The following is a 24855-nucleotide window of genomic DNA, read 5'->3' as shown; positions in this document are numbered from 1 at the left end:
GTGCGGGAAGCGCTCGCATCGGTCCCGGCCGGCCGTACGGGCGCCCGCACGGCCTGAACGAACGCCCGCCCTCCCACGGGAGGCCCGCTCCGGAGCGGTCCGCTCCCCCGCCGGTCAGCCGGTCAGCAGATCGGGGTGGCCGGCCAGGGCGGCGAGACGGCCCTGCGGGTCCGGGACGAGCCGGCGTTCGATCAGGTCGAGGACGCCGGCCACTCCGGTGATCTCCGCGGCCACCGTCCCGTCCTCCTTGAGGATCTGCTGCTCCATCGTGAACGTCTTGCCCGTGCCGTAGTCGAACCGGCAGGTGACGCGCACCCGCTCGCCGCCGCGCAGCTCCCGGCGGTACTTGACCGTCACTTCCAGCTGCACCGGGCCGATCCCGTCGGCCAGCAGCTTCTCCTGGGGCAGCCCGGCGGCCCGCAGCAGCTCCCAGCGCGCGTGCTCCGCGTACTGGAGGTAGACGGCCTGATTCAGGTGGCCCTGGGTGTCGAGCTCGTAGCCGCGCACGGTCACATCAACGGAGAAGGTCATGACCGTGCGAACGCCCGCACCAGCCCTTCCATTCCGGTGAGACGGTGCTGCCGTATCCCTTTACGCACCTGTCATGCACCGGTAACTTCCACCCCGCAAGGAATTGCAGCAAGATTCCGGCGGGACTTGCCGTCGGGTCGTGTTCACCCGCCGAACCCCGAGGCGCGTCAGGGTTCTCCCCCTCCCCTGGAGACACGCATGAGACGCACCCCTCACCGGCTGCTGCGACGCCCGCTCGCGGCGGCCGTGGCAGCGGCCGGGCTGCTGGGACTCCTCACCGCCGCACCGCAAGCCGTTCCCGACCCGGCCACCGCACCCGCCGGGGCCTCGGCCGCCGCCGGGACCACGGCGACCGTCTTCTACTCCACGAAGACCCGGAACTGGTCGGCGTACTACCTGCATTACTCCCCCGACGGCGGTCCCTGGACCACCGCGCCCGGCACCCGGATGGAGGCCGCCTGCACCGACTGGGTCAAGCTGACGGTCCCCCTCGGGAGCGCGGGCGGACTGAAGGCGACCTTCACCGACGGCTCGGGCATCTGGGACAACAACGCGGGCAAGAACTACGACCTGGGCACCGGGAACATCACCGTCCAGGACGGGGTCGTGGCGCACAGCGACCCCTGCGCGGGCCCGGGGCCCGAGGAGCCGGAGGAGCCCGCAGGGCCGAACACGGCCTCCGTCTACTACGCGACTTCCAGCGTCGGCTGGCCCACCGTCAATCTGCACTACCGACCGCACGGCGGAGCCTGGACGGCCGTCCCCGGCATCGGCATGCAAGCCGCCTGCGCCGGCTGGGTGAAGCGCACGGTGGACCTGGGCGGCGCCACCGGCCTCCAGGCGACGTTCAACAACGGCAACGGGGTCTGGGACAACAACAACGGCAACGACTACACCCTGGCGACCGGTCTCACCACGGTCAAGGACCGCAAGGTGACCGCCTCGGCTAAGGACCCGTGCGCCGCCGAGGAACCGGACACCGAGGCGCCCACCGCGCCCCCGGCGGTGAAGGCCGCAGCCGACGGGGTCGCGGTCGTGGTCACCTGGGAACCCGCGACGGACAACCGCGGGGTGACGAAGTATCAGGTCATCCGGACCGGCGGCACGAAGGGCACGGTGGTCGCCGACACCACCTCGACCGTGTTCTCCGACACCGGCCTCGAGGCGAGGACCGGCTACCGCTACACCGTCCGGGCCGTGGACGCCGCCGGGAACGTCTCGGCGGAATCCGCCCCGGCCTCCGCCACCACCGGCGACAAGCCAACCGCTCCGCCGTCGGGTACGCCACTGGGCACCGACCCCCGCAAGGACCCGATCTACTTCGTGCTCACCGCCCGCTTCAACGACGGCGACAGCACGAACAACCGGGGCGGCAGCCAGCACGAGAAGTCCGGCAACGCCGTGGGCGGCGACCCCATGTTCCGTGGCGACTTCAAGGGACTCGTGCAGAAGCTCGACTACGTCAAGGGCCTCGGCTTCTCCGCGATCTGGATCACCCCGGTCGTGCTCAACCGCTCGGACTACGACTACCACGGCTACCACGGCTACGACTTCTACAAGGTCGACCCGAGGCTGGAGTCCGCCGGGGCCTCGTACCAGGACCTCATCAACGCGGCGCACGCCAAGGGCATGAAGATCTACCAGGACGTGGTCCACAACCACTCCTCGCGCTGGGGCGCCGAGGGACTGTTCACCCCGAAGGCCTACGGGGTGCGCGACGCCCAGTGGAGCTGGTACTACGACGAGAAGGACGACGCCTTCACCTACGACGGCCTCACCGTCGAGCCCAAGTCGGGGAAGTCGTACTACAACGGCGACCTGTGGTCCACGGCCGAACCGTCCGGCAACACCTGCCTCAACTGGGGCACCCCCACCGGACACACCTCGCCGGAGGGCTACCGGATCTACAACTGTCAGTGGCCGAGCCCTACTTCGGGCATGTTCCCGAAAGCGCTCTACCACAACTGCTGGATCGGCAACTGGGAGGGCGAGGACTCCCGCTCCTGCTGGCTGCATGACGACCTCGCCGACTTCAACACCGAGAACGCCCAGGTCCAGAACTATCTGATCGGCGCGTACAACAAGTACATCGACATGGGCGTCGACGGCTTCCGGCTCGACACGGCGGTGCACATCCCCCGCACCACCTGGAACCGCCGCTTCCTGCCCGCCATCCAGGAGCGCGTCACCCAGCGGTTCGGGGCCGGGGCGGCGAAGAACTTCTTCGTGTTCGGTGAGGTCGCCGCCTTCGTCAACGACAAGTGGAACCGCGGTTCGGTCAACCACTCGGCGCAGTTCTTCACCTGGAAGGAACGCGAGGAGTACAGCGCGGACGACGAGAAGGCCGCCCTGGAGATGTACGACCACGAGCAGCGGCAGGGCACGGCATCGCAGCCCGTCTCCGACAACGCCTTCCTCAAGGGCAACGCCTACCGCACCCCCGACCGGAGCCGGTCCTCCGGGATGAACATCATCGACATGCGGATGCACATGAACTTCGGGGACGCGAACAACGCCTACCACAACGGCAAGGACTCCGACGACGCGGTCAACGACGCCACGTACAACGTCGTCTACGTCGACAGCCACGACTACGGGCCCAACAAGAGCAGCGAGCGGTACACGGGCGGCACGGACGCCTGGGCCGAGAACATGTCGCTGATGTGGACCTTCCGGGGGATCCCGACGCTCTACTACGGCTCCGAGATCGAGTTCCAGAAGGGGAAGAAGATCGACTGCGGGCCGACGTGCCCTCTGGCGACGACCGGGCGGGCCTACTTCGGGGACCACCTGGCCGGTGAGGTGACGGCCTCGGACTTCGGCAAGGTGTCGTCGGCCACCGGGAAGGTCGCGGACACGCTGGCCGCACCGCTGGCACGGCACCTCCAGCGGCTCAACGAGATCCGGCGGGCGGTGCCCGCACTCCAGATGGGCCAGTACTCCACGGAGGGCATCAGCGGATCCATGGCGTACAAGAGGCGCTACACCGACGCGGCGAGCGGCACCGACAGCTTCGCCCTGGTGACGGTCTCCGGGAGCGCCGCGTACACCGGCATCCCCAACGGCACGTACAGGGACGCCGTGACGGGTGACACGAAGGTCGTCACCGGCGGCACCCTCGCGGTCCCGGCCCCCGGGAAGGCCAACCTGCGCGTGTACGTCCTGGACCTCGGCGGGAAGAACGCCGCGCCGGGGAAGATCGGCGCGGCGGGCCCGTACGTGAAGTAGCGGTCCCGGCCTCCCGTCACGACCCGCCGCACCGTGCGCCGCAGGTACTTCGCGGTGCGGCGGGTTGTCACCGTCCTCAGGCGCCCTGGGCGTCGGCGACGTTCTCGACGAGTCTGGCGATGACCCCTTCGTCGGGGCCCGGCTCCGGCTTGAACGTGGCGAGCTTCGGTGGCGTCCCCGCATGCCGAGGTCAGTCCGATCGCCGTCACCAGTGCCACCGCCGGCCCCAGTCTCCGTCCGTTCTTGCGCGTCATCAGGTCCCCACCCTCGAAAATCTCCCCGTTCACCTGCGTACGGGCGAACCATACGCACGGCCCGGCCGCCCGGATGCGCGGCTACCGCGCCCGCAGGTGCGGGAAGCGCCATTCGGTGCGGCTGCGCAGGACCTCGCCGGGGCGCAGCACGGTGGTGGGGTGGCCCGGGCGGTTGGGCGAGTCCGGCAGGTGCTGGGTCTCCAGGCAGAGCGATCCGTGGCGGCGGTGGCGGCGGCCGGTGCCATCGGTGAACGCGCCGTCGAGCTGGTTGGCGGTGTAGACCTGGAGGCCGGGCTCGGTGGTCCAGAGCTCCAGGGTGCGCCGGTCGCCGGGGGCGGTGAGGCGGGCGGCCCGGCGCAGGGTCCCGGGGGCGGCGGGGCGCAGGACCCAGCAGTGGTCGAAGCCGCCGGCCAGGGCGAGTTGGGGGTGCGGCAGGGCGAGTTGTCCACCCAGCCGCTGCGGGGCGGTGAGGTCGAACGGGGTGCCGGCCACCGGGGCGGGCGGGCCTTCGGGGATGGAGCCGGGGTCGATGGGGAGGTAGGCGTCGGCGTCGACCTGGAGGGTGTGGCCGAGGATGTCGTCGTCGCCGAGGTTGAGGTAGGAGTGGTTGGTGAGGTTGACGACGGTGGGCCGGTCGGTGACGGCCCGGTAGTCGACGGCGAGGGTCCCGGTGGTGTCCAGGGTGTAGGTGGCGGTGACGTCGAGCGCTCCGGGGAAGCCCATGTCGCCGTCGGGGCTGTGCAGGGTGAGCCGGACGACGGCGGTGGTGTCGGTACGGTCCCCGATGGCCTCCCAGACCTTGGTGTGGAAGCCGTCGGGGCCCCCGTGCAGGGCGTGGCCCCGGTCGTTGGCGGGGATGTGGTGGGTGGTCCCGTCGAGAGTGAAGCGGCCGTGGGCGATGCGGTTGGCGTACCGGCCGACGACGGCCCCGAAGTACGGGTTCTTGTCGGTGTAGTCGTCGAGCGCGGGCAGCGAGCGGACGACCGGGCCGGGGCTGCCCGCGGTGTCCGGCACGGTGAGGCTGTGCAGGACACCGCCGTAGGTGAGGATCTCGGCCCGGACGCCGGTGCCGGAGTCGAGGGTCCAGAGGTCGGTCTCGCTCTGCCCGTGGGCGCGGCCGAACGGTTTGCGGTGCACGGTGGGCATGAGGAGTTCCTTGGGGGGTGTGGAAGGGGCCCGCGAAGGGGCCGCTAGCGGGGCGGTCCGGGAGCCTCGCGGGGTGTGGTGGATTCGCGGACGACGAGCCGGTAGCCGGGGCGGGGCCGCCGGGGTTCGGCGACGGGGGTGCCCGCGAGGCGTTCGACGAGGCTGTCGACTGCGAGCCGGGCGATGGCCGCCTTGTCGGGCGCGATGGTGGTGAGGGTGGTGGCCCCGTACCTGCTCTCCTCGATGTCGTCGAAGCCGACGACGGCGATGTCGTCCGGGATGGCGAGGCCGCGTTCGGTGATGGTGCGCATGGCGCCGGTCGCGATCATGTCGTTGTACGCGAACACGGCGTCGGGCCGCCGGCCCCGGTCGAGGAGGGAGGCCATCGCCGCCGCACCGTCCTCGCGCCCGTAACCATCGGTGACGACGACCAGGGACTCGTCGGGTTCGATGCCGGAGGCGGCCAGTTCCTCGCGCCAGCCGCGCAGCCGGAGGTGGGCGGGCTGGCGTTCCTGGCCGGTGCGGGAGCCGAGGAAGGCGATCCTGCGGTGGCCGAGGGCGACGAGGTGGGCGACGGCCTCGCGGGCGGCGGCCACGTTGTCGATGGCGATGTGGTCGTAGGGGGCCTCGTACTCGCGCTCGCCGAGCAGCACCAGCGGCGCGGTCTCGGTGCGGGCCATCAGGTCCTCGGTCTCCAGGTGGATGGGGCTGAGGATGAGGCCGTCGATGACGTGGGAGCGGAACCCCTGGCAGACCAGCAGTTCGTTCTCCCGCAGGCCCGCCGTGTGGTCGACCAGGACGGTGTAGTCGTGCCGGGCCGCCGCGTCGACGACCTCGCCGGCCAGTTCCGCGAAGTACGGGTTGCCGAATTCGGGGACGGCGAGGGCGATGATGCCGGTGCGGCCCTTACGGAGGTGGCGGGCGGTGAGGTTCGGCCGGTAGCCGAGCTCGTCGATCGCCTGCTGGACCTTGGCCCGCATCTTCGGGGTGACGTGCTGATAGTTGTTGACCACGTTCGACACGGTCTTGATGGACACGCCCGCCCGTTGAGCCACGTCCTTGAGGCTGACGCCCACGGCACTCCTTGTTGCTTGGTTCGACTCGGCCCGATCCGTACGGTTCAGGTGGTCTCCGGATACATACGGTTCAGGCGGTTCTGCGGATACGTACGGTTCAGGTGGTTCTCCGGCTGCGCGCGAGGTAACGCTGCGCCACCACGACAACGATAAGGAAGCCGCCGCTGACCACCGACTGGTACGAGGAGTTGAGCGAGCCGATCTGGTTGATGAGGTTCTGGATCACGGCGAGGAGCAGGACGCCCCAGAGGGTGCCGCTGATGGATCCCGCGCCGCCGATGAGGAGGGTTCCGCCGATGACGACGGCGGAGATCGCGTCGAGTTCCATGCCGACGCCGACGATGGTGACGCCGGAGGAGAGGCGGGCGGCGTTGAGCGCTCCGGCGAGTCCGGCGAGCAGTCCGCTGAGGGTGTAGACGAGGATCTTCGTCCGGGCGACGGGCAGGCCCATGAGGGTGGCCGCGTCGCTGCTGCCGCCGACGGCGAACAGGGTCTGTCCGAACGAGGTCCGCTGGAGCAGGAGTCCGCCCGCCCCGAAGAGGGCGAGTGCGACGAGGATCGGGTATCCGAAGCCCCAGACGCTGCCCTGGCCGAGCTCGGCGAAGGCGGAGTCCTTGGGGACCAGGTAGGTGGTGGCGCCCTCGTCGGTGAAGGCGAGCAGCATGCCGCGCGCCGCGAGGAGGGTGGCGAGCGTGACGATGAAGGGCGCCATGTTCCCGCGGGCGATGAGCAGGCCGTTGACCAGTCCGATCGCGCCGCAGACCACCAGGGGTACGAGCAGGGCGGCGAGGAAGCCCCATTGCGAGGCCCAGGCGGCCAGCACGCCGCCGAGGGCGAAGACCGAGCCGACGGAGAGGTCGATGCCGCCGGTGATGATGACCAGGGTCATGCCGAGCGCGACGATCGCGAGGAACGAGGCCTGGACGGTGACGCCCCGGGCGTTGTCGAGGCTCGCGAACGTCGGGTAGACGAACGAGGCGATGAGGATCACGGTCAGCAGGACCGCGAGGACGCCCTGGCGCTGGAGCAGTTCGCCGATCCGGGAGCCGGTGGAGCGTCCGGGGCGGGGTTCGGGGCGCGAGGGGGCGCTCTTGAGCGGCGCCGGGGTCTCGGCCGCGGGCACGGTGGCCGGTGGGGTGTTGTTCATCGGGACCTACGCTCCCGGGCGACGTAGACGGCGGCGATGATGATGGCCGCCTGGGCGATCTGTGCGGTGGAGTCGGGCAGGTCGTGCTTGACGAGGGTCGCGCGCAGCAGCTGCATGAGCAGGGCGCCCGCGACGGTGCCGAGCACCCGGATGGAGCCGCCGTTCAGCGGGGTGCCGCCGACGACGACCGCCGTGATGGCGGACAGCTCCATGAGGGTGCCGAGCGAGGACGGGTCGCTGGCGGTGAGCCGGGCGGTGGCGAGGATGCCGGCGAGGGCGGCCATCACCCCGCACAGGATGTAGACGCCGATCAGGACGCGCTTGACGGGCAGTCCGGAGAGCGCGGCGGCCGAGCGGTTGCCGCCGATGGCGACGATCTGGCGGCCGAAGGTGGTGCGCTGCACCAGGAAGGCGACGGCGAGCGCGAGGACGCCCGCGATGAGGACGACCGTCGGGATGCCGAGGAAGGAGCCGGTGCCGAGCGCGAGGATGTCGGGGTTGACGATCTGCTTGAGCTGACCGTCCGCCATCACGAGGGCGAGGCCCCGCCCGCCGACGAACAGGGCGAGCGTGGCGACGATGGGTTGCAGCCCCACGAGCGAGACGAGCGTCCCGTTGATCGCGCCGACGACCGCTCCGGCGAGCAGCGCGATCAGCAGCGCGGGGACCAACCCGTAGCCGAGGTAGAGCGGCAGCAGGGCGGCGGCGAGCGCCATGGTGGAGCCGACGGAGAGGTCGATCCCCTCGGTGCCGATGACCAGGGCCATGCCGAGGGCGACGATCACGATGGGCGCGACCTGGACGAGCTGGGTGCGCAGGTTGTCGGCCGTCATGAAGTGCTCGGTGAACAGCGCGTTGAACAGCAGGACGACGGCGACGGCCGCGTAAACCCCGTACTCCTGGTACCAGGCGGGGTCGCGCAGCCGGGCCAGTGGCTTCGCGGCGGGGCGTGGCAGGGTGGCCTGGGTGGTCATCGGGGGTCCTCCTGGGCGGCCGGGGCCTTCCCACCGGAATCGGGCGTGTGGTCGGCGAACACGGCGTCGGGCGTGTGGTCGGCGAGCACTTCGAGCAGGCGGCTCTCGTCCACCTCGTCGCCGGCGAGTTCACCGGCGACCGCGCCGCCGCGCAGGACGACGATGCGGTCGGCGCCCTCGATCAGCTCCTCGATGTCGGAGGAGATCAGCAGTACGGCGAGCCCTTCGCGGGCGAGTTCGTCGATCAGGCTCTGCACCTCGGCCTTGGCGCCGACGTCGATGCCCCGGGTGGGCTCGTCGAGCAGCAGCACCTTGGGCTCCAGACAGAGCCAGCGAGCGAGCAGCACCTTCTGCTGGTTGCCTCCGGAGAGTTCGCCGACCTTCTGCTCGGGGCTGGATGCCTTGATCCGCAGCCGTTTCATGAAGAGGTCGACGACGCGGTCCTGCTTGGCGCGGGAGACGATGCCGCCCCTGGAGAGCCGGGGCATGGCGGCGAGCACGATGTTCTCGCGGACGGAGAGGCCGGGGACGATGCCCTCGGCCTTGCGGTCCTCGGGGAGCATGCTGATGCCCGCGCGGATGGCGGCGGCCGGGGTGGGGCGGCCGAGGCGCTTGCCGTCGACGGTGATCTCCCCGCCGTCCAGGGGCAGCGCGCCGGTGAGCGCCTTGGCGGTCTCGCTGCGCCCGGAGCCCAGCAGTCCGCCGAGGCCCAGCACCTCACCGGCGTACAACTCCACGGATATGTCGTGCAGTTGGTGGCGGCGGTCGAGGCGCTTGGCGGTGAGGACGGGGGTGCGGGCCGCGTCGTGTCCTTCGGCGGCGAAGCCGGTGAGCCCGTCGCGCCGGACCTCGGCCAAGTCGCGGCCGAGCATCATGGACACCAACTGCATGCGGTCCAGCGGGGCCAGTTCGCCGGTGTGGATGTGGCGGCCGTCGCGCAGGACGGTGACCCGGTCGCAGATGCGGTAGAGCTCGTCCATGCGGTGGCTGACGTAGAGGACGGCGATGCCCTGGCCGCGCAGGTTCTCGATGACCCGGAAGAGGGTCTCGACCTCGCGGGGCTCCAGCGAGGAGGTGGGTTCGTCCATGATGACGACCTGGGCCCGTACGGAGACGGCGCGGGCGAGCGCGACCATCTGCTGGGTGCCGATGCCGAGCGTGTGCAGGGGCCGCTTGGGGTCGACGCGGACGCCGAAGCCGTCGAGGAGTTCGGTGGTCTCGCGGTTCATCCGGGCGAAGTCGATGAGCCCGAAGCGGTTCTTCGGCTCCCGGCCCAGGAAGATGTTGCGCGCCACGCTCATCAGCGGGACGAGGTTCACCTCCTGGTAGATGGTGGAGATCCCGGCCTGCTGCGCCTCGAACGGGCGGGCGAAGCGGACCGGTTCGCCGCTGACGCACACCTCGCCCTCGTCGCTCCGGTAGACGCCGGTGAGCACCTTGATGAGGGTGGACTTGCCGGCCCCGTTCTCGCCGACGAGCGCGTGGACCTCGCCCGCGCGCAGGGCGAAGGAGACGCCGTCCAGGGCGATGACGCCCGGGAACCGCTTGCTCACCGAGCGGGCTTCGAGGACGGGGTCCGCCACGGCGGCGGCACCGGCCCCGGCGGTCTCCGGGTGCTGGGGTGTCGCTGGGGTTGGTGCCATGAATCCTGGCCTTCCGGTGTTACGGGAATGGGGCCGGGCCGCCGGGCGCCCCGGGGTGCCCCGGGCGTCGCGGCGGCCGGCCGTCGAGGGGCCGGCCGTCGAAGGGGGCCGGCCGTCGAAGGGGGCCGGCCGTCGAAGGGGGTCAGTACGCTCCGCCGAGCGATTCCTTGGCGTTGGCCTCGTCGTACTCGCGGTCGGTGATGATCACGTTCTCGGGGATCTCCTCACCGGCGTAGAACTTCTGCGCGGTCGCGAAGGCGAGCGGGCCGAAGCGCGGGTTGGACTCGATGACGGCGTTGTACTCGCCGTTGACGAGGGCCTGGACGGCGTTGCGGGTGCCGTCGACGGAGACGATCTTGACGTCCTTGCCGGGCTTCTTGCCGGCGGCCTTCAGCGCGGTGACGGCTCCGAGGCCCATCTCGTCGTTCTCGGCGTAGACGGCGGTGATGTCGGGCTTGGACTGGATGAGCTGCTCCATGACCTGCTGGCCCTTGTCGCGGGCGAACTCGCCGGTCTGCTGCGCGACGATCTCCAGGCCGGGGGCCTCCGCCTTCACCTGGTCGACGAAGCCCTTGGTGCGGTCGGTGGTGACGTTGTTGCCCGACGCGCCGAGCAGGATGGCGACCTTGCCCTTGCCGCCGGTGACCTTGATCATCGCGTCGGCGGCGCGCTTGCCCTGCTCGACGAAGTCGGAGCCGAGGAAGGCCACGTAGTCCTTGCAGGCGGTGGAGTTGACCTTGCGGTCGATGGTGAGGACGGGGACCTTCTTGGCTGCCGCCGCCTTCAACGCGGGCTCCAGACCGTCGGAGTTGAGCGGGGCGACGATGAGGAACTGGGCGCCCTGGGACAGCATGTCCTGGATGTCGCTGATCTGCTTGGACAGCTGGGACTGGGCGTTGGTGGTGAGGAGCTTCTTGACGCCGACCTTCTTCGCCTCGTCCTTGATGGACTGGGTCTCGGCGATCCGGAAGGGATTGGCCTCCTTCTCCGACTGGGAGAAGCCGACCACGGCGTCCTTGAGGTCCAGTTTCGGCGCGCCGTAGGTGGTCAGCTTGCAGCCCGAACCGGACGTGGACTCGGGGGACTTGGCCTCCTGCGCTCCCTGGCTGCTGTCGCCGCCCGCGTTGTTGGAGGTCTCCGACTTGGCGCAGCCGGCGGCGGCCAGCGTGGTGGCGGCGAGGACGCAGGCCACGGCGAGGGTACGGGATCGACGCTGGATCATCATGCGCGGAACGCTCCTTGGCGGGTTGACGGCACGCTGGTCGGCGTGCGGTCGGGGCATGCGGGACGAGGCATCGGCTGCTCTGCGGCCGCTGCCGCCGCATTCCTCACGCCCCTGCTCCGTACTGCGGGAACAGTGGCCGTGAGAGCCTGCGGGGTCTGTCGGCGGCTCGGTTTACAACGTTATATATGCGGTGCGGCACGGGCGGCAAGAGCGATGTCGATGCGTTTCCAAAATGTGTCGGCGGACCGCCGGAGCACGTCGTCGGCCGACGCCTCACCCTTCGGCACAGGCGCTGCGCGAAGCCTGGACACCCGCCCGACGCCGTGCTGTCATACCGCCGGACGCCTGTTTTTCAACGTTGGAAGAACGATCGCCGTCCGACCGCCCGCCGCGCGACGGCGGCCTGCGGCGTGCGCCGACCGCCGCTGCCCCGCGCCCCGGTCCTTCCGGGCCCCACCACACGCCCGGCAGCGTCCCGTTCACCGCTCCGCCGCACGTCAGCCGCACGTCAGCCGCACCTCAGCCGCACAGCGCACTGCCCAGCAGCCCCGCCCCGCACGGCCACGGCGCCGTGCGGCCACCCCCACCGAGCCGGCCGCGGCACAGGCGGCCGTGCCCGAGAACAGGAGCCGCACCGATGCCCCTGAACCGCAGGCAGCTCATCACCTCCGCGGTGGCCACCGCGATCGCCACCGGCGCGACAAGCCGGTGGGCGACCGCCGCGACCCCCGACCGCCACCGGGCCCGGGCCGCCCGGGGCGGCCACTACTCCCCCAACGCCGCCCCGCTGCACCCCACCGCGTTCCTGAAGCTGCCGCCCGGCAAGGTGACCGCGCGCGGCTGGCTGGCCGGGCAGCTGAAGCTCCAACTGGAGGGGCTGTGCGGCCGGTACGAGGAGTTCTCGCACTTCCTCGACTTCACGGCCACCGGCTGGGTGCGCCCGGACCGGGGCGGCTGGGAGGAAGTCCCCTACTGGCTGCGCGGATACGTCGATCTCGCGATCGTCACCGGGGACGCGAACGCGCTGGCCACCACCCGCCGCTGGCTGGACGCGATCCTCGCCACCGGGCAGTCCGACGGCTTCTTCGGCCCGAAGGCACTGCGCACCTCGCTGAACGGCGGGCCCGACTTCTGGCCGTTCCTCCCCCTGATCCTGGCCCTGCGCTCCTGGCAGGAGTACAGCGGCGACACCCGGATCATCCCCTTCCTCAGCCGCTTCTTCCGTTACATGGTCGCCCAGGGCCCGGGGGCCTTCGACACCAGCTGGATCGCCCTGCGCTGGGGCGACGGCCTGGACAGCGCCATGTGGCTCTACAACCGCACCGGCGACGCGTTCCTCCTGGACCTCGTCGACAAGATCCACCGGTACGGGGCCGACTGGGGCGACAACCTCGTCAACCCGCACAACGTCAACATCGCGCAGGGCTTCCGGGAGCCCGCCCAGTTCGCGCTGCGCAGCGGCTCGGCCACCGACACGCGTAACACCTACGGCACCTACGCGAAGGCCATGGACGCCTACGGGCAGTTCCCCGGAGGCGGCTTCGCCGGCGACGAGAACGCCCGGCCGGGCCACGGCGACCCCCGCCAGGGCTTCGAGACCTGCGGCATCGTCGAGTTCATGGCGAGCCACCAGCTGCTCACCCGGATCACCGGGGACCCGCTGTGGGCGGACCGCTGCGAGGAGCTGGCCTTCAACTCGCCTCCGGCGGCGCTCGATCCGTCGGGCAGGGCGGTGCACTACATCACCTGCGCCAACAGCGTGGACCTGGACAACGCGCCCAAGCGGGACCGCCAGTTCCAGAACGGCTTCGCGATGCTCGCGTATCTGCCGGGCGTCGACCAGTACCGCTGCTGCCCGCACAACTACGGCATGGGCTGGCCGTACTTCACCGAGGAGCTGTGGCTCGCCACCCCGGACGGCGGGCTCGCGGCGGCCATGTACGCGCCGAGCGAGGTGACGGCGAAGGTCGCGGACGGCACGGAGGTGACGTTCACCGAGGAGACCGGCTACCCCTTCACCGACACCGTCACGCTCTCCCTCACCTCGCCGAAGCGCCTGCGCTTCCCGCTGGTCCTGCGCGTTCCGGCCTGGTGCGCGGACCCGGACATCCGGGTCAACGGCCGGCGGGTCGCCGCCCCGGCCGGACCTGCCTTCACCCGGATCGAGCGGACCTGGTCGAGCGGCGACGAGGTCACCCTGCGGCTGCCGCAGCGGACCGCCGTACGTACCTGGGCGGACAACCACGGCTCGGTCAGCGTGGACCACGGGCCGCTCACGTACTCCCTGCGGATCGGGGAGCGGTACGAGCGGATCGGCGGCAGCGACACGTTCCCGGAGTACGCGGTCCACGCCACAAGCCCCTGGAACTACGGCCTCGTCCTGGACACCGACCGCCCCACCGCGTCCCTGCGCCACCGCTCCACCCGCCGGGCGGCCGGCGACAACCCGTTCACCCTGGAGGGCACCCCGCTCACCATGACCGCCCGCGCCCGCCGCATCCCGGAGTGGACGGCGGACGACGAGCGGGTGGTCGCTCCGCTCCAGGCGAGTCCGGCGCGCTCGGCCGAGCCGGTCGAGGAGGTCACCCTGGTGCCGATGGGTGCGGCCCGGCTGCGGGTCACGGCCTTCCCGACGGCCGCCCCGGACGCGGAACCGTGGCTGGCGGACCGCTGGTACCGGATCGCGAACCGGCACTCCGGCAAGGTGCTGGGCGTGGACGGCATGTCGACCGCGAACAGCGCCCACGTCGTGCAGTTCGGGGACACGGGGACGGCCGACCACCTCTGGCGGCTGGTGGCCAACGGGGACGGCTGGTACCGGATCCGTAACCAGCACTCCGGCAAGGTGCTGGGCGTCGACCTGATGTCCACCGCGAACAGCGCGCACGTCGTGCAGTTCGACGACAACGACACCGCCGACCACCTCTGGCAGCTCGTACCGGACGGCGACGGCTGGTACCGCGTCCGCAACCGGAACTCCGCCAAGGTGCTGGCCGTGGACGGGATGTCCACGGCCGACAGTTCCCACGTCGTCCAGTACGACGACAACGGAACGGCCGATCACCTGTGGCGGCTCCGGTGAGGCCCTCCCTGACGTCCCCCCGCTCCTCCCCGTACAACCATGAAAGGGATGTTCAAACCATGCGACCAGCACCCGCACCCCGCCATCGCACCTGGTGGCGGAGGTTAACGGCCACCACCGGCCTCCTCGCCCTGGTGGCCACCGCCCTCGTGAGTACCGGCACCTCGCCGGCGGCCGCCGCGCCCGCCGCCTGGGAGCCGAAGCCGGCGCCCATGACGACGCCGTGGACGAACCAGGTCTCCGTCGACAAGCCGCTGCCGGAGTATCCGCGCCCGCAGCTGACCCGGCCGGACTGGACGAACCTCAACGGCATCTGGGACTTCGCCGTCACCGGCCGTGACGCCGGGCAGCCCGCCGCCTTCCCGGAGCAGATCCGGGTCCCGTTCGTCGCCGAGTCCGCGCTCTCCGGCATCCAGCGGCGCATCACCGAGATGGACAAGCTCTGGTACAAGCGGACCTTCACCGTCCCCGCGAACTGGGACGGCCGCCGGGTCAAGCTGCACTTCGGGGCCTCCGACTGGCAGACCACCGTCTGGGTCAACGGCACCGAGGTCGGGGCGCACAAGGGTGGCTTCGACTCGTTCGCGTACGACATCACCCCGCAGCTCAACAGGGGTACGAACACCGTCGTGGTCTCCGTGTACGACCCGAGCCAGACCGGCGGGCAGGCGGTCGGCAAGCAGCGGATCAACGACGTGAAGCCGCACCCGGGCGGCGGGATCTTCTACACCGCGGCCTCCGGCATCTGGCAGACGGTCTGGCTGGAGCCGGTGGCCGCCGCCCACATCACCCGCCTCGACATGACGCCGCACCTGGGGAGCAACACCCTGCGGGTGAAGGTCCAGTCGGCGGGCGCGGCGGGCCGGAACGCCCGGATCACCGTCTCCACTGGCGGTACGGTGGTGGGCACGGCGACCGGCGCGGTGGGCGGGGAGATCTCCGTACCCGTCCCGAATCCGCGGTTGTGGAGCCCCGAGGACCCGTTCCTGTACGACGTGCGGGCGGACCTGCTCGACGGCTCGGCCGTCACCGACACCGTGGGCAGCTACACCGGCATGCGGTCGGTGGGCCTGGCGAAGGTGGACGACATCCTGCGGCCGGTGCTCAACGGGAAGTTCGTCTTCCAGACCGGCACCCTGGACCAGGGGTACTGGCCGGACGGCATCTACACCGCGCCGAGCGACGAGGCGTTGAAGTACGACCTCCAGGCGCACAAGGACCTCGGGTTCAACATGGTCCGCAAGCACATCAAGGTGGAGCCGCAGCGGTGGTTCTACTGGGCGGACAAGCTGGGTCTGCTGGTCTGGCAGGACATGCCGTCGATGGACACCGGCAAGGTGCCCGACGGGCCGGCCCGCACCCAGTGGGAGACGGAGTACCGCACCATCATCGACCAGCACCGCAGTTCGCCGTCGGTGGTGATGTGGGTCAACCAGAACGAGGGCTGGGGACAGTACGACCAAGCCCGGATCGCCGACGAGGTCAAGGCCCAGGACCCCTCGCGCCTGGTCAACAACATGAGCGGCGTCAACTGCTGCGGCTCGGTCGACGGCGGGAACGGCGACGTGGTCGACCACCACATCTACGTCGGCCCCGGCAACACCGCGCCGAGCGCCACCCGGGCCGCCGTGCTGGGCGAATTCGGCGGGCTCGGCTACAAGGTGCCCGGTCACGAGTGGTATCCGGGCGGCGGCTTCAGCTACGAGGACCAGCCGAGCATCGCGGCTCTCAACAACCGGTTCGTCGGACTCCTCGACGCCATCCGCGTCGGCCAACTCCCCGCCGGGCTCTCCGCGTCGGTCTACACGGAGATCACGGACGTCGAGAACGAGGCGAACGGGCTGCTGACCTACGACCGCCAGGTGGTCAAGGTCGACACCGCCCGGGTCAGAGCCGCCAACCAGGCCCTGATCCAGGCGTCCCGGAACCCCGCTCCCCCGGTGAACCTCCCCACCGGGCAGAACCGGTCGCTGCGGGTCACCACCCCCGGGCACACGACGAAGCACCTCCGGCACTACGACGGGCTGGCCTTCACCGAGGTGGTGAACAGCGGGAGTCCGGCGGTGCTGAAGGCGGACGCCACCTGGAAGATCGTCCCCGGTCTCGCCAACGGCAACTGCTACTCCTTCGAGTCCCGGAACTATCCCGGCGAGTTCCTCCGCCACCAAGACTTCCGCGTGCGGCGCGATGCCAACGACAACTCGGCGCTGTTCAAGGCGGATGCCACCTGGTGCGCGGTCGCGGGCAGTGGCGGGGTGCGGTTCACCAGCGCCAATCTGCCCGGCAGCTATCTGCGACACATCGACTCCGAGGTGTGGCTGGCCACCCCCGGCGGCGGGCGGACCTTCGACAGTCCGGTCTCCTTCGCCGAGGACACCACCTGGGCGGTGGACGCGCCCTGGACCCCGTGATCCCCGGGGACCGAGGACGATGAGCGGGTGAACGACCGGCCGGCCCGGCCACGACGGAGAGGGTTTTCCGTCGCGGCTGGGCCGGCTGTGTGCGGGGCGAGATATGCGGTGGGGTGCGAGGTACGGTCGGGTGCGAGGCGCGGTCGGGTGCGAGGTGCGGCGGGGTCAGAAGCGGTCAGGGGCGCGGTCCGGGAGCGGAGACCCCGGGATCACGTCCTCCTGCTGGTTCTGCCGCGCCTTGGCGTTCGACTCGGCCGTCGCCTTGCAGGTCACGTCCTTCGCCGGGAGCCTGCCGGTCAGCAGATAGCGGTTGACCGCGCCGTCGGTGCACGCGTTGCCGCTGGGGTAGACGCCGTGGCCCTCGCCGCCGAGGACAGCGACCATCTTCGACCCCTTCAGCTGCCGGTGCAGGGCCTGGCCGCTGGGCAGCGGCGTCTGCGAGTCCCACTCGTTCTGGACCACCAGGGACGTGACCTTGTTGTTCACCTCGGTCGCCCGCTCCTCGGACCTGTCCCAGAACGCGCAGGGCTTGATGTGGGAGGCGAAGTCCCCGAAGAGCGGATAGCGGCCCCTGTCCGCGATGGCGTCGCGCCGGTAGCTCTCGGGGTCGCGGGACCACGCGGCCGAGTTGTCGCCGCACACCACGGCCCAGAAGCTCGCGGACACGTTGTCGGCCGGCGTCTCGACCGCCGCGCCCGCCGTTTCGCGCTCCTCGGATCCGGTGAACGCCTTGAGCTTCTCCGTCGCGGCGGGCTTGCCGTCGGCCGCCTTCTTCAACTCCACGAACGCCTCGGTGGCGGAGTGCGGGCTGAAGACCGCCGCCCGCATGCCGCTGCGTATGTCGTCGCCGGTGACCAGCTGCCCGTCCAGGTCGATGGGCTCCTCGCCGGCCCGCGCGACCAGGTCCCAGAAGGCCCCCTCGACCTTCTTCGGGGTGTCGCCGAGGCCGTACCGCTCCGAACGCTCGGCGGCCCACCCGGTCCAGCGGTCGAACGCGGGCTCCGCGCCCTGTGCCCACCACTGGATCATCCCGCGCCAGGCGCGTTCCGGGTCGACCGCGCTGTCCAGCACGAACCGGTCGGCGCGCCGCGGGAAGAGCTGGGTGTAGACGGCCCCGAGGTAGGTGCCGTACGAGTAGCCCACGTAGCTGATCTTCTTCTCGCCGAGGACCGCCCGGAGCAGGTCCATGTCACGTGCGGTGTTGCGTGTGGTGAGGTGCGGGAGCACGTCGCCCGCCTTCTCCTCGCACTTGTCCGCGAACGTCCGCGCCCAGGCGACGTCGTCGTCGAACGTCTCCTCCTTGTACGGCCGCAGCCAGTCCTCCTCCTCCGGCTCCAGGCCGCAGGAGACCGGGCTGCTGCGTCCCACACCGCGCGGGTCGAAGCCGACGAGGTCGTACTTCTGCCGCGCGGACGCGGGGAGCGACTCGGCCATCGACAGCGGCATGTACAGGCCTTCGCCGCCTGGGCCGCCGGGGTTGGAGAGCAGGACACCGTGCCGCTTGCCGGGTGCGGTGGCCTTGATCCGGGATATGGCCAGGTCGATCCGCTCGCCCCCGGGTCTCCGGTAGTCCAGCGGGACCTTGATCGTGGCGCACCGGAACTCCGCGGGCGCGGCGGCCTCGCACCGCTTCCAGCGCGGCTTCTGCTTCGCGTACCGGTCGAGCGCGCCCTTGCCGGCGGACGGGGACGCGCTCGACGGGGAGAACGCCGACGGAGCGGCGGTGGCCGTGGAGGTGACCAGCGCGGGGGCGAGGGTTGCCGTGATGCTTACCGCTAACAGGGGTACGAGACGTCGTCTGTTGCGCACGATATCGATCCTTCCGGTCACATGTTCGGACAGGAAAGATCATTCAGGAACCGGCCGTGCGGGCGGATCCCCCGCCGGGCTGCACCTCGCCTCCACCCTGGGAATGACGCAACCGGCGCGCATGGTCCGCGAGTTGTAGGAACGGAGGACGGGGTCGGGGCCCGCTCCCCTGCGCCAGGCGGCCCGGCGCGAGGAAAGCGGACCCCGGTCCTTTCCCTGTTACGGCTGTTGACGGCCGTGGAGCGCGGACACCTCCTCGGCGGTCAGGGCCTTGTCGTACACCCCGACCTGATCGACGGAGCCGTTCCAGAAGTCGCCCCGGGCACCGTCGTACTGGGCACGCCCGACGGAGAGCGGGCCGGTGCTCACATCGGCCGGTCCGGCCTCGGTGGTGGCGGCGGGCTTCCCGTCGACGTACAGCGTGATCGTGTCGCCCTTGCGGACCCCGACCAGGTGGTACCACTTGCCGGTCTCCGGGGTGATCTCCAGGCGGGCGCGCTTGCCGCCCGGAGTGGAGAAGGCGAACGCGCCCTGCCCGTACTGGAGATAGAAGGGGTTTTCGGTGCGCCGGCCGTCCTGGCTGACGACGGTGGCGTAATTGCCCGGTACCGCGTCCAGCGAGGCCCACGCGGAGACCGTGTAGTCCTTCGTGGTGTCCACGACCGGGCCGGCGCTCTGCGCGTACTGCCCCTCACCGTCGAACCTCAGCGCCGAGCCCGTGACGCCCGGCGCCCAGGACGTGCCGCCCTCCAGGGCGAGGTGGGCCTTGTTGGGGCCGCTGTCGCGGGAGGTGGCGCCCTTGTTCTCGTCGAGCGACCAGGAGCCGCCGCCCTTCAGCTCGTCGCGCTCACCGGCGTTGGCCCCGGCGGCGATGACTTGGCGGTTGATCTCCCGGACCTTCTTCGGGTCGACCTTGATCTCCCGACGGTCGTACGTCCACAGACCGTTCAGCTCGTTCTCCAGGTCGCTGACCTGCGTGTAGACGGAACCGGACAGCTCGGCGCCGGCGGCGGCGAGGTAGTACGTGCGGGTGTTGTCGACGTACTTCGCGGTGAGGGCGGCCTTGTCCGCGACCCCGCTGTAGATGTTGGCGGGCGCACCGGGCCACATGTGCCCGGGCGTCCGGAGCGTGAAGCCGCCGTGCTCGCCGTCCATCGCGGCGCGGCGGTCGTCCGGGAAGGCCGGGTCGTTGTTCACGTAGTCGTGGTGGTCGATGATCTCGCCCTTGCCGGAATCACCCTTGGACGCGCAGCAGTTGACACCGCTGTGCGCGTTGACGACGCGGGACGGGTCCAGTGCCTTGACGTCCTCGGCGATCTTGCCGGTCTCGGTGCGGTCCCACTCGCCCCAGCCCTCGTTGAAGACGATCCAGCCGCTGATCGAGGGGTAGTTGTGGAACTGCTCCATCATCTCCTTCCCCTGGGTGAGGAAGGCGTTCTTGCCCGCGTCGTTGTCGATGTCGGCGTTGACGAAGTCCTGCCACACGAGCAGTCCGAGCCGGTCGGCGTGGTAGTACCAGCGCGGCGACTCCACCTTGATGTGCTTGCGTACGGCGTTGAAGCCGAGGTCCTTCTGGGCCTTCAGGTCGAAGGTGAGGGCGGCGTCGCTGGGCTGGGTGTACAGCCCGTCGGGCCAGAAGCCCTGGTCGAGCATGGCGAGGGAGAAGAAGGGCTTCCCGTTGAGGACGAGCTTCTGGTAGCCGCCCACCTTGTCGATCTTCAGCTGGCGCATCCCGAAGTAGCTCTCGACGCTGTCCTTGGAGCGGCCGTCGGCGAGGGAGACGTCGAGGTCGTACAGGTAGGGGTCGTCCGGCGACCAGAGGTGCTGGTTCTTGACCGGCAGGCTCAGCTCGCGGTTGGCCGGCCCGGTGACCGTGCCGACGACCTTGCCCTTGCGGTCGCGGGCGACAGCGGTGATCCGGGCGTCGGCGGAGGCCTTCGCGGAGTTGACGGTGACCGCGAGGCGGCCGGTGTCGATGTCCGGTGTGGTGGTGAGGGAGTCGATGGCGGTGGGGGCCACCGGCTCCATCCACACGGTCTGCCAGATGCCGGAGGTCGGGGTGTAGACGATGCCGCCGGGGTTGGTGGACTGCTTGCCCTTGGGCTGGTTCGGACCCGTCTTGTCGGTGACCGCGACGACGATCTCCTGGGGGCCGTTGCCCTTCAGCGCGTCGGTGATGTCGGCGGTGAACCCGGTGTAGCCGCCGGTGTGTTCGGCGACCTTGGTGCCGTTGACCCACACCGTGGACCGGTAGTCGACGGCGTCGAAGTTGAGCTTCAGGCGCTTGTCGGGAGAGCCGTTGCCGCCCTTGGCCTTGTCACCCTTCCCCACCGACCAGTTCTTCGGCACGGTGACGAGCTTCCGGTAGAACATGTGGTCCTCGTCGCGCTCCAGGCCGGAGAGCTGGGACTCGACCGGGAACGGCACGATGATCTTCTCGTCGAGCTTCTTGCCGAAGACCGGCTGCTCGCCCTCGGTGGCCCCGGCGAACTCCCAGGGGCCGTTGAGGTTCTTCCACTGGTCGCGGACCTGCTGCGGCCGGGGGTACTCGGGCAGCGGGTGGTTCTTGTCCAGCTTGTCGCCCCAGGTGGTGGTGAGGCGGTGCGTGGAGAGGTTCTTGGCGGTGCGGCCGATCTCCGGGACCGTCTCGGTCCCCGACTTCAGACCGCCCTGGCCGTCGTAGACGACCTTGACCCGCTGGTCCTTCTGGACCGGTGCGGCGAGATCGATGATCAGCGCCCTCGGGTCGTCCGAGGCCCGGTTCACCGACTTCACCGGCATCGGGGAGGTGTCGACCTCGATCTTGAGGTGCTCCTTCACCTTCCGGTAGTCCGAGACACGGTCCCGGAAGGTGGCCTGGAGGCGCTTGCCGTTCGTCGCGACGCTCAGGGCGACCGGGTAGACCTCGAAGTCGGGGGGCGGGGTGAACGCGGATTCGGGCACGATCTGCTTCTCGAGGGTGTCGCTCCCCCAGCGCAGGAACATGCTGGCGCCGCCGATGTCCTGGAACATCTCCAGCTTGAAGTCGTGCTTCTCCCCGGCCTTCAGGGAGATCGGAGCACTGTGCTGCTCCTTGTCCCAGTCCGGCTCCCAGTGGTCGATGACAACGTTTCCGTCGAGGGAGAGGCGGAAGCCGTTGTCGCCGATGGCGGAGAAGGTGTACTCCCCGGTCTCGGGGGCTTCCAGCTGCCCCGTCCAACGGGCCGTCGTGTGCTCGGTCTTGCCGGTGGCCGACTCGAACGTCCCGGTGAGACCGGGAAAGTTGATCTCGGGGTCCAGGGAGGTGGCGCCGAGTTCGGCGAAGTCCCGGGCGCCCGGGGCGGACATGCTGAAGTACTCGCCCTTCAGCCCGTGGACATCGGTGACCGGGTCGTCGGCCGTGAAGGCCTTCGCGGCGGTGGCTTCGGCCGGCACGGCGGGTGCGGCGGCCGCCGTCGGGACCAGAGTGGCACCGACCGGTATGAGCAGCGCAGCAGCGCAGGTCAGGGCCCTGAACAGGGCACGGGGGCGCGGGTGTTGTCGTCTCAAGGCGTCGTCCTCGTCGAAGAGCCGGGGGTGCCTCGAACCAGCGAGGCACTGCACATAGTCGAACATTGAGCCACAACACCAAACACTGCACAACGGTCGTGCACGCAGAATTTTCAACGATAGAAAACTGACCTGTACCCTCTGGGCGGCCGGGGGCGGCCGGGGGCGGCCGACGGGCGAACAGTCGCCGGGGCCCGCAAGCTCTCGCCACGGAGAGCGGCACCCCGACGCCGCCAGGATCCGGCCCGGCCTCGTCGGCGGCCTCCGCCACACCTCCCGGCTGCGCGGTGCACCGAAGGGGCGCACACTGCCCGCGGGCGACACCCTCCGGGTTGCCCACCGGGCCGACGGGCCCGGCCGCCCCGGCAGCCGACTTCCATGAAACGCCGATTCGGGGGTATCCGGGATGCACCAGAAAGCACACACGACGGGGTGGAAACCATGGACGACCGTATTCTTATGACGTTTTCACCGGACGGCGAGACCCGCACCGACTTCATCTGCCGACCGGAGAAGGCCGCCGACGCGCGGGACGCGGTCAGCGCCTTCGTCGCCGGGCTGCACCCGGCGCCGACCTCGCACATGGTCCAGAACCTCCTGATCCTCGTGTCGGAGCTGGTCACCAACGCCGTCCTGCACGCGGGGGCCGTCACCGCGCTGTGGCTGACCGCGGACCGCAGGGGCGTCCACGTCCGCGTCACCGACCCGAGCCCGGCGCACCCGCAGGACCGGACGCCCGATCTGACCGGCCTGACCGGCGGATTCGGCTGGCCGATGGTCCAGCGGCTGGCCCAGGAGGTACAGGTCGTCGATGCGGCGAACGGTGGGAAGGTCATCCTCGCCACCGTGCCCCGCTGAGCCTCTCGGCCTCCGGGTGCGGGCCGGAGGCGGCGGCGCCCGAACTCGCTCCGGAGACCGATCTGGGCTGCACGGTGCTGAGTCCGAGCCGGGACTTCCCTGTCGGGCGCGACCCCGGGAGCGATGTGGTCATCGACGACATCAGGGTCTCCTGGCACCACGCGATCCTGCACCCCGAGGCCGGTCGCTGGACGATCGAGGACGAGGAGAGCACCAACGGCGCCTCCCTCAACGGTCAGCCGGTCACCCGCGGACCCGTCGGCCCCGGTGACATCGTCGGCATCGGCCACTCGGCGTTCTGCCTGGTCGGCGACGCCCTCCAGAAGTTCGTGGACACCGGTGAGGTCTCGCTGGACGTCCAGGGCCTGGGGGTGACCGTCGGCCGGGCGGGCAAGGGCGGCAGGACCCGGCGGCAGGACCCGGCTGGACCGGGTCTCCTTCCCGGTCGCGGCGAGAAATGCCTGCTCGGCGTGGTGGGTCCCAGCGGCGCGGGAAAGTCCACCCTGCTCAACGCGCTCACCGGCCGGCGCCCGGCCGACAGCGGCACGGAGCTCGACGACGGCCGTGACCTCTACCGGGACTTCGCCGAGCTGCGCCGGCGCACCGGCCTCGTCCTCGTCCCGCAGGACGACATCCTGCATGCGCAGCTGACCGTGCGTAAGGCCCTCGATTACGCCGCCGAGCTGCGCTTCCCGCAGGACAACGCGAAGGCCGAGCGGCGGGAGCGGGTCGCCGAGGTGATCCGGGAACTCGGCCTCGGAGAACGCGCCGACCAGCCGATCCACTCGCTCTCGGGCGGCCAGCGCAGGCGGGTGAGCGTGACCCTGGAGCTGCTGACGAAGCCTTCGCTGCTCTTCCTGGACGAGCCGACCTCGGGGCTCGCCCCCGGCAGGGACCGCTCGGTCATGAACATGCTCCGCGGGCCGGCCGACGACGGCCGTACCGTCATCGTCGTCACGCGCAGTGGGCTGAGTCTGGAGGTCCGCGACCGGTTGCTCGTGCACCCGAGACCCCGCCGGGCTCGCAGTCGGCCCCGCAGCCGCCCGGACCCGACTCCCCGGAGCCGCGGGACCCCGCGCCGGGGGCGGCCTCGCAAGAGGCTCCCGCGTTCAGCTGAGGAGACCGGGGTCCGCGGGGCGCGGATCGGCTTCGCGGGCCCGGCCTCGGCCCACGGCGTCGGGGCGGCTCTCCGACGGGGCCTTCTTCCCCCGCGCACCCGTGCGCACTCCGGCGGCCGACGCCGCCGAGTGGAGGGAACGGAGGGCGACCAGCAGGAAGCCGATGTCGTCCAGGTAGACGGGGTCGGGCAGCAGGTCGACCGGTGACACGGTGTAGATGACGGCCGCCCAGACGAGCGCCTTGCTGCGCAGCGGGATCCCGGCGTCGACCAACAGCTTCCTGGCCTTGAAGACGCGCACCAGAAGCACGATGGCCGAGGCCAGCATGATCAGCACGGCCACGGCGCCGAGAACGAGCCAGACGGTGGTGGTGTCCATGGTTCATCGTGTACCCATTCCTCCCCGTACGACGAACCCGTGGCGGTGATGTCACCGTTCGGGGCCGGGGAGTACCGCGGTACGGGTCAGGCCGCACCCCGCCCCCGGGCCTCCGCCCGTCGGCGGCTGCGACGCTTCAGGGCACGCCGCTCGTCCTCGGACAGGCCGCCCCAGATGCCGGACTCCTGCTTGTTCTCCAGGGCCCACTCCAGGCACGCGGCCTGTACGGGACAGGACCGGCAGACGGCCTTGGCCTCCTTGGCCTGGACGACGGCGGGTCCCGTACTCCCAATAGGGAAGAACAGGTCCGGGTCCTCGTCGCGGCAGGCGGCGTGCAGGCGCCAGTTCTCCATGCTGCTCAACTCCGCTCACTCCTGATGTCGGTACGTCGTACGTCGCTTGCCGTACGTGTCTACCGTGCGGGTGACCGCCGATCGGCGCCTCAAA

General features: G+C 70.5%; 15 protein-coding genes and 1 pseudogene. 5 read left to right on the top strand and 11 right to left on the bottom strand.

Annotated features, from left to right (window positions below; all coding sequences use genetic code 11):
• Positions 1-114: 114 nt before the first annotated feature.
• Positions 115-531, bottom strand: a complete 417-nt coding sequence (locus N7925_RS33895) for an acyl-CoA thioesterase (RefSeq protein WP_274346143.1) — start codon at positions 529-531, stop codon at positions 115-117.
• Positions 532-729: 198 nt separating this feature from the next.
• Between N7925_RS33895 and N7925_RS33890 the strand changes: the two genes are divergently transcribed.
• Positions 730-3759, top strand: coding sequence for a carbohydrate binding domain-containing protein (locus N7925_RS33890; RefSeq protein ID WP_274346142.1), 3030 nt, complete (start codon positions 730-732; stop codon positions 3757-3759).
• Positions 3760-4094: 335 nt separating this feature from the next.
• Here N7925_RS33890 and N7925_RS33885 read toward each other — a convergent pair whose 3' ends face one another.
• The 6 genes from N7925_RS33885 to N7925_RS33860 form a co-directional block, all read right to left on the bottom strand.
• The gene (locus N7925_RS33885; RefSeq protein WP_274346141.1) at positions 4095-5159 is read right to left on the bottom strand and encodes an aldose epimerase family protein; all 1065 of its coding nucleotides are present in this window, start codon (positions 5157-5159) and stop codon (positions 4095-4097) included.
• A gap of 44 nt (positions 5160-5203) precedes the next feature.
• Positions 5204-6235: a LacI family DNA-binding transcriptional regulator gene (locus N7925_RS33880; protein ID WP_265603333.1), complete on the bottom strand. Its 1032-nt coding sequence runs from the start codon at positions 6233-6235 to the stop codon at positions 5204-5206.
• A gap of 97 nt (positions 6236-6332) precedes the next feature.
• A complete protein-coding gene (locus N7925_RS33875) occupies positions 6333-7382 on the bottom strand; it encodes an ABC transporter permease (RefSeq protein ID WP_265603332.1) in 1050 nt (349 codons plus the stop codon).
• Positions 7379-8356, bottom strand: a complete 978-nt coding sequence (locus N7925_RS33870; protein WP_265603331.1) for an ABC transporter permease — start codon at positions 8354-8356, stop codon at positions 7379-7381. Before N7925_RS33870 ends, N7925_RS33875 begins: the two co-directional genes overlap by 4 nt.
• Positions 8353-9999 carry a sugar ABC transporter ATP-binding protein gene (locus tag N7925_RS33865; RefSeq protein ID WP_274346140.1) on the bottom strand — a complete coding sequence of 549 codons (1647 nt, stop codon included), beginning with the start codon at positions 9997-9999 and terminating at the stop codon, positions 8353-8355. The genes N7925_RS33870 and N7925_RS33865 overlap by 4 nt, the downstream gene beginning before the upstream one ends.
• Before the next feature lie 142 nt (positions 10000-10141).
• On the bottom strand, positions 10142-11224 hold the full coding sequence (locus N7925_RS33860; protein ID WP_265603329.1) for an ABC transporter substrate-binding protein: 1083 nt from the start codon (positions 11222-11224) through the stop codon (positions 10142-10144).
• A gap of 637 nt (positions 11225-11861) precedes the next feature.
• Here N7925_RS33860 and N7925_RS33855 point away from each other — a divergent pair.
• Both N7925_RS33855 and N7925_RS33850 read left to right on the top strand, forming a co-directional pair.
• Positions 11862-14306, top strand: a complete 2445-nt coding sequence (locus N7925_RS33855; RefSeq protein WP_274346139.1) for an RICIN domain-containing protein — start codon at positions 11862-11864, stop codon at positions 14304-14306.
• Between the two features lie 59 nt (positions 14307-14365).
• Positions 14366-16717 (top strand): AbfB domain-containing protein, encoded by a 2352-nt coding sequence (locus tag N7925_RS33850; RefSeq protein ID WP_274346138.1) that lies wholly within the window; start codon positions 14366-14368, stop codon positions 16715-16717.
• A 165-nt stretch (positions 16718-16882) separates the two neighbouring features.
• On the opposite strand, the gene N7925_RS33845 is transcribed toward N7925_RS33850, so the two are convergent.
• Together N7925_RS33845 and N7925_RS33840 are read right to left on the bottom strand one after the other, a co-directional pair.
• On the bottom strand, positions 16883-18526 hold the full coding sequence (locus tag N7925_RS33845) for an alpha/beta hydrolase (protein WP_274346137.1): 1644 nt from the start codon (positions 18524-18526) through the stop codon (positions 16883-16885).
• A gap of 219 nt (positions 18527-18745) precedes the next feature.
• A complete protein-coding gene (locus N7925_RS33840; protein ID WP_274346136.1) occupies positions 18746-22120 on the bottom strand; it encodes a LamG-like jellyroll fold domain-containing protein in 3375 nt (1124 codons plus the stop codon).
• A gap of 375 nt (positions 22121-22495) precedes the next feature.
• Between N7925_RS33840 and N7925_RS33835 the strand changes: the two genes are divergently transcribed.
• Positions 22496-22912, top strand: a complete 417-nt coding sequence (locus N7925_RS33835; RefSeq protein ID WP_274346135.1) for an ATP-binding protein — start codon at positions 22496-22498, stop codon at positions 22910-22912.
• Positions 22909-23913 (top strand): annotated as a pseudogene (locus N7925_RS33830) (ATP-binding cassette domain-containing protein); the annotation flags it as partial. The gene N7925_RS33835 and the pseudogene N7925_RS33830, both read left to right, overlap by 4 nt.
• Positions 23914-24021: 108 nt before the next feature.
• Here the strand turns inward: N7925_RS33830 and N7925_RS33825 are convergent.
• Entirely contained in the window at positions 24022-24408 is a 387-nt protein-coding gene (locus N7925_RS33825; protein ID WP_274346134.1) for a YkvA family protein, read from the bottom strand.
• Between the two features lie 86 nt (positions 24409-24494).
• Positions 24495-24761, bottom strand: coding sequence for a WhiB family transcriptional regulator (locus N7925_RS33820; protein WP_265604096.1), 267 nt, complete (start codon positions 24759-24761; stop codon positions 24495-24497).
• Positions 24762-24855: the final 94 nt, after the last annotated feature.

This window comes from Streptomyces sp. CA-278952, from assembly GCF_028747205.1.
Classification (GTDB): Bacteria; Actinomycetota; Actinomycetes; order Streptomycetales; family Streptomycetaceae; genus Streptomyces.
This window is presented reverse-complemented; position numbering and strand designations above follow the sequence as displayed.

Excerpts from the sequence above, each read along its gene's own strand:
- N7925_RS33895 (WP_274346143.1), bottom strand. The coding sequence starts at position 531 with ATGACCTTCTCCGTTGATGTGACCGTGCGCGGCTACGAGCTCGACACC.
- N7925_RS33850 (WP_274346138.1), top strand. The coding sequence starts at position 14,366 with ATGCGACCAGCACCCGCACCCCGCCATCGCACCTGGTGGCGGAGGTTA.
- N7925_RS33870 (WP_265603331.1), bottom strand. The coding sequence starts at position 8,356 with ATGACCACCCAGGCCACCCTGCCACGCCCCGCCGCGAAGCCACTGGCC.
- N7925_RS33875 (WP_265603332.1), bottom strand. The coding sequence starts at position 7,382 with ATGAACAACACCCCACCGGCCACCGTGCCCGCGGCCGAGACCCCGGCG.
- N7925_RS33860 (WP_265603329.1), bottom strand. The coding sequence starts at position 11,224 with ATGATGATCCAGCGTCGATCCCGTACCCTCGCCGTGGCCTGCGTCCTC.
- N7925_RS33825 (WP_274346134.1), bottom strand. The coding sequence starts at position 24,408 with ATGGACACCACCACCGTCTGGCTCGTTCTCGGCGCCGTGGCCGTGCTG.
- N7925_RS33820 (WP_265604096.1), bottom strand. The coding sequence starts at position 24,761 with ATGGAGAACTGGCGCCTGCACGCCGCCTGCCGCGACGAGGACCCGGAC.
- N7925_RS33835 (WP_274346135.1), top strand. The coding sequence starts at position 22,496 with ATGGACGACCGTATTCTTATGACGTTTTCACCGGACGGCGAGACCCGC.
- N7925_RS33885 (WP_274346141.1), bottom strand. The coding sequence starts at position 5,159 with ATGCCCACCGTGCACCGCAAACCGTTCGGCCGCGCCCACGGGCAGAGC.
- N7925_RS33855 (WP_274346139.1), top strand. The coding sequence starts at position 11,862 with ATGCCCCTGAACCGCAGGCAGCTCATCACCTCCGCGGTGGCCACCGCG.
- N7925_RS33890 (WP_274346142.1), top strand. The coding sequence starts at position 730 with ATGAGACGCACCCCTCACCGGCTGCTGCGACGCCCGCTCGCGGCGGCC.
- N7925_RS33865 (WP_274346140.1), bottom strand. The coding sequence starts at position 9,999 with ATGGCACCAACCCCAGCGACACCCCAGCACCCGGAGACCGCCGGGGCC.
- N7925_RS33840 (WP_274346136.1), bottom strand. The coding sequence starts at position 22,120 with ATGTTCGACTATGTGCAGTGCCTCGCTGGTTCGAGGCACCCCCGGCTC.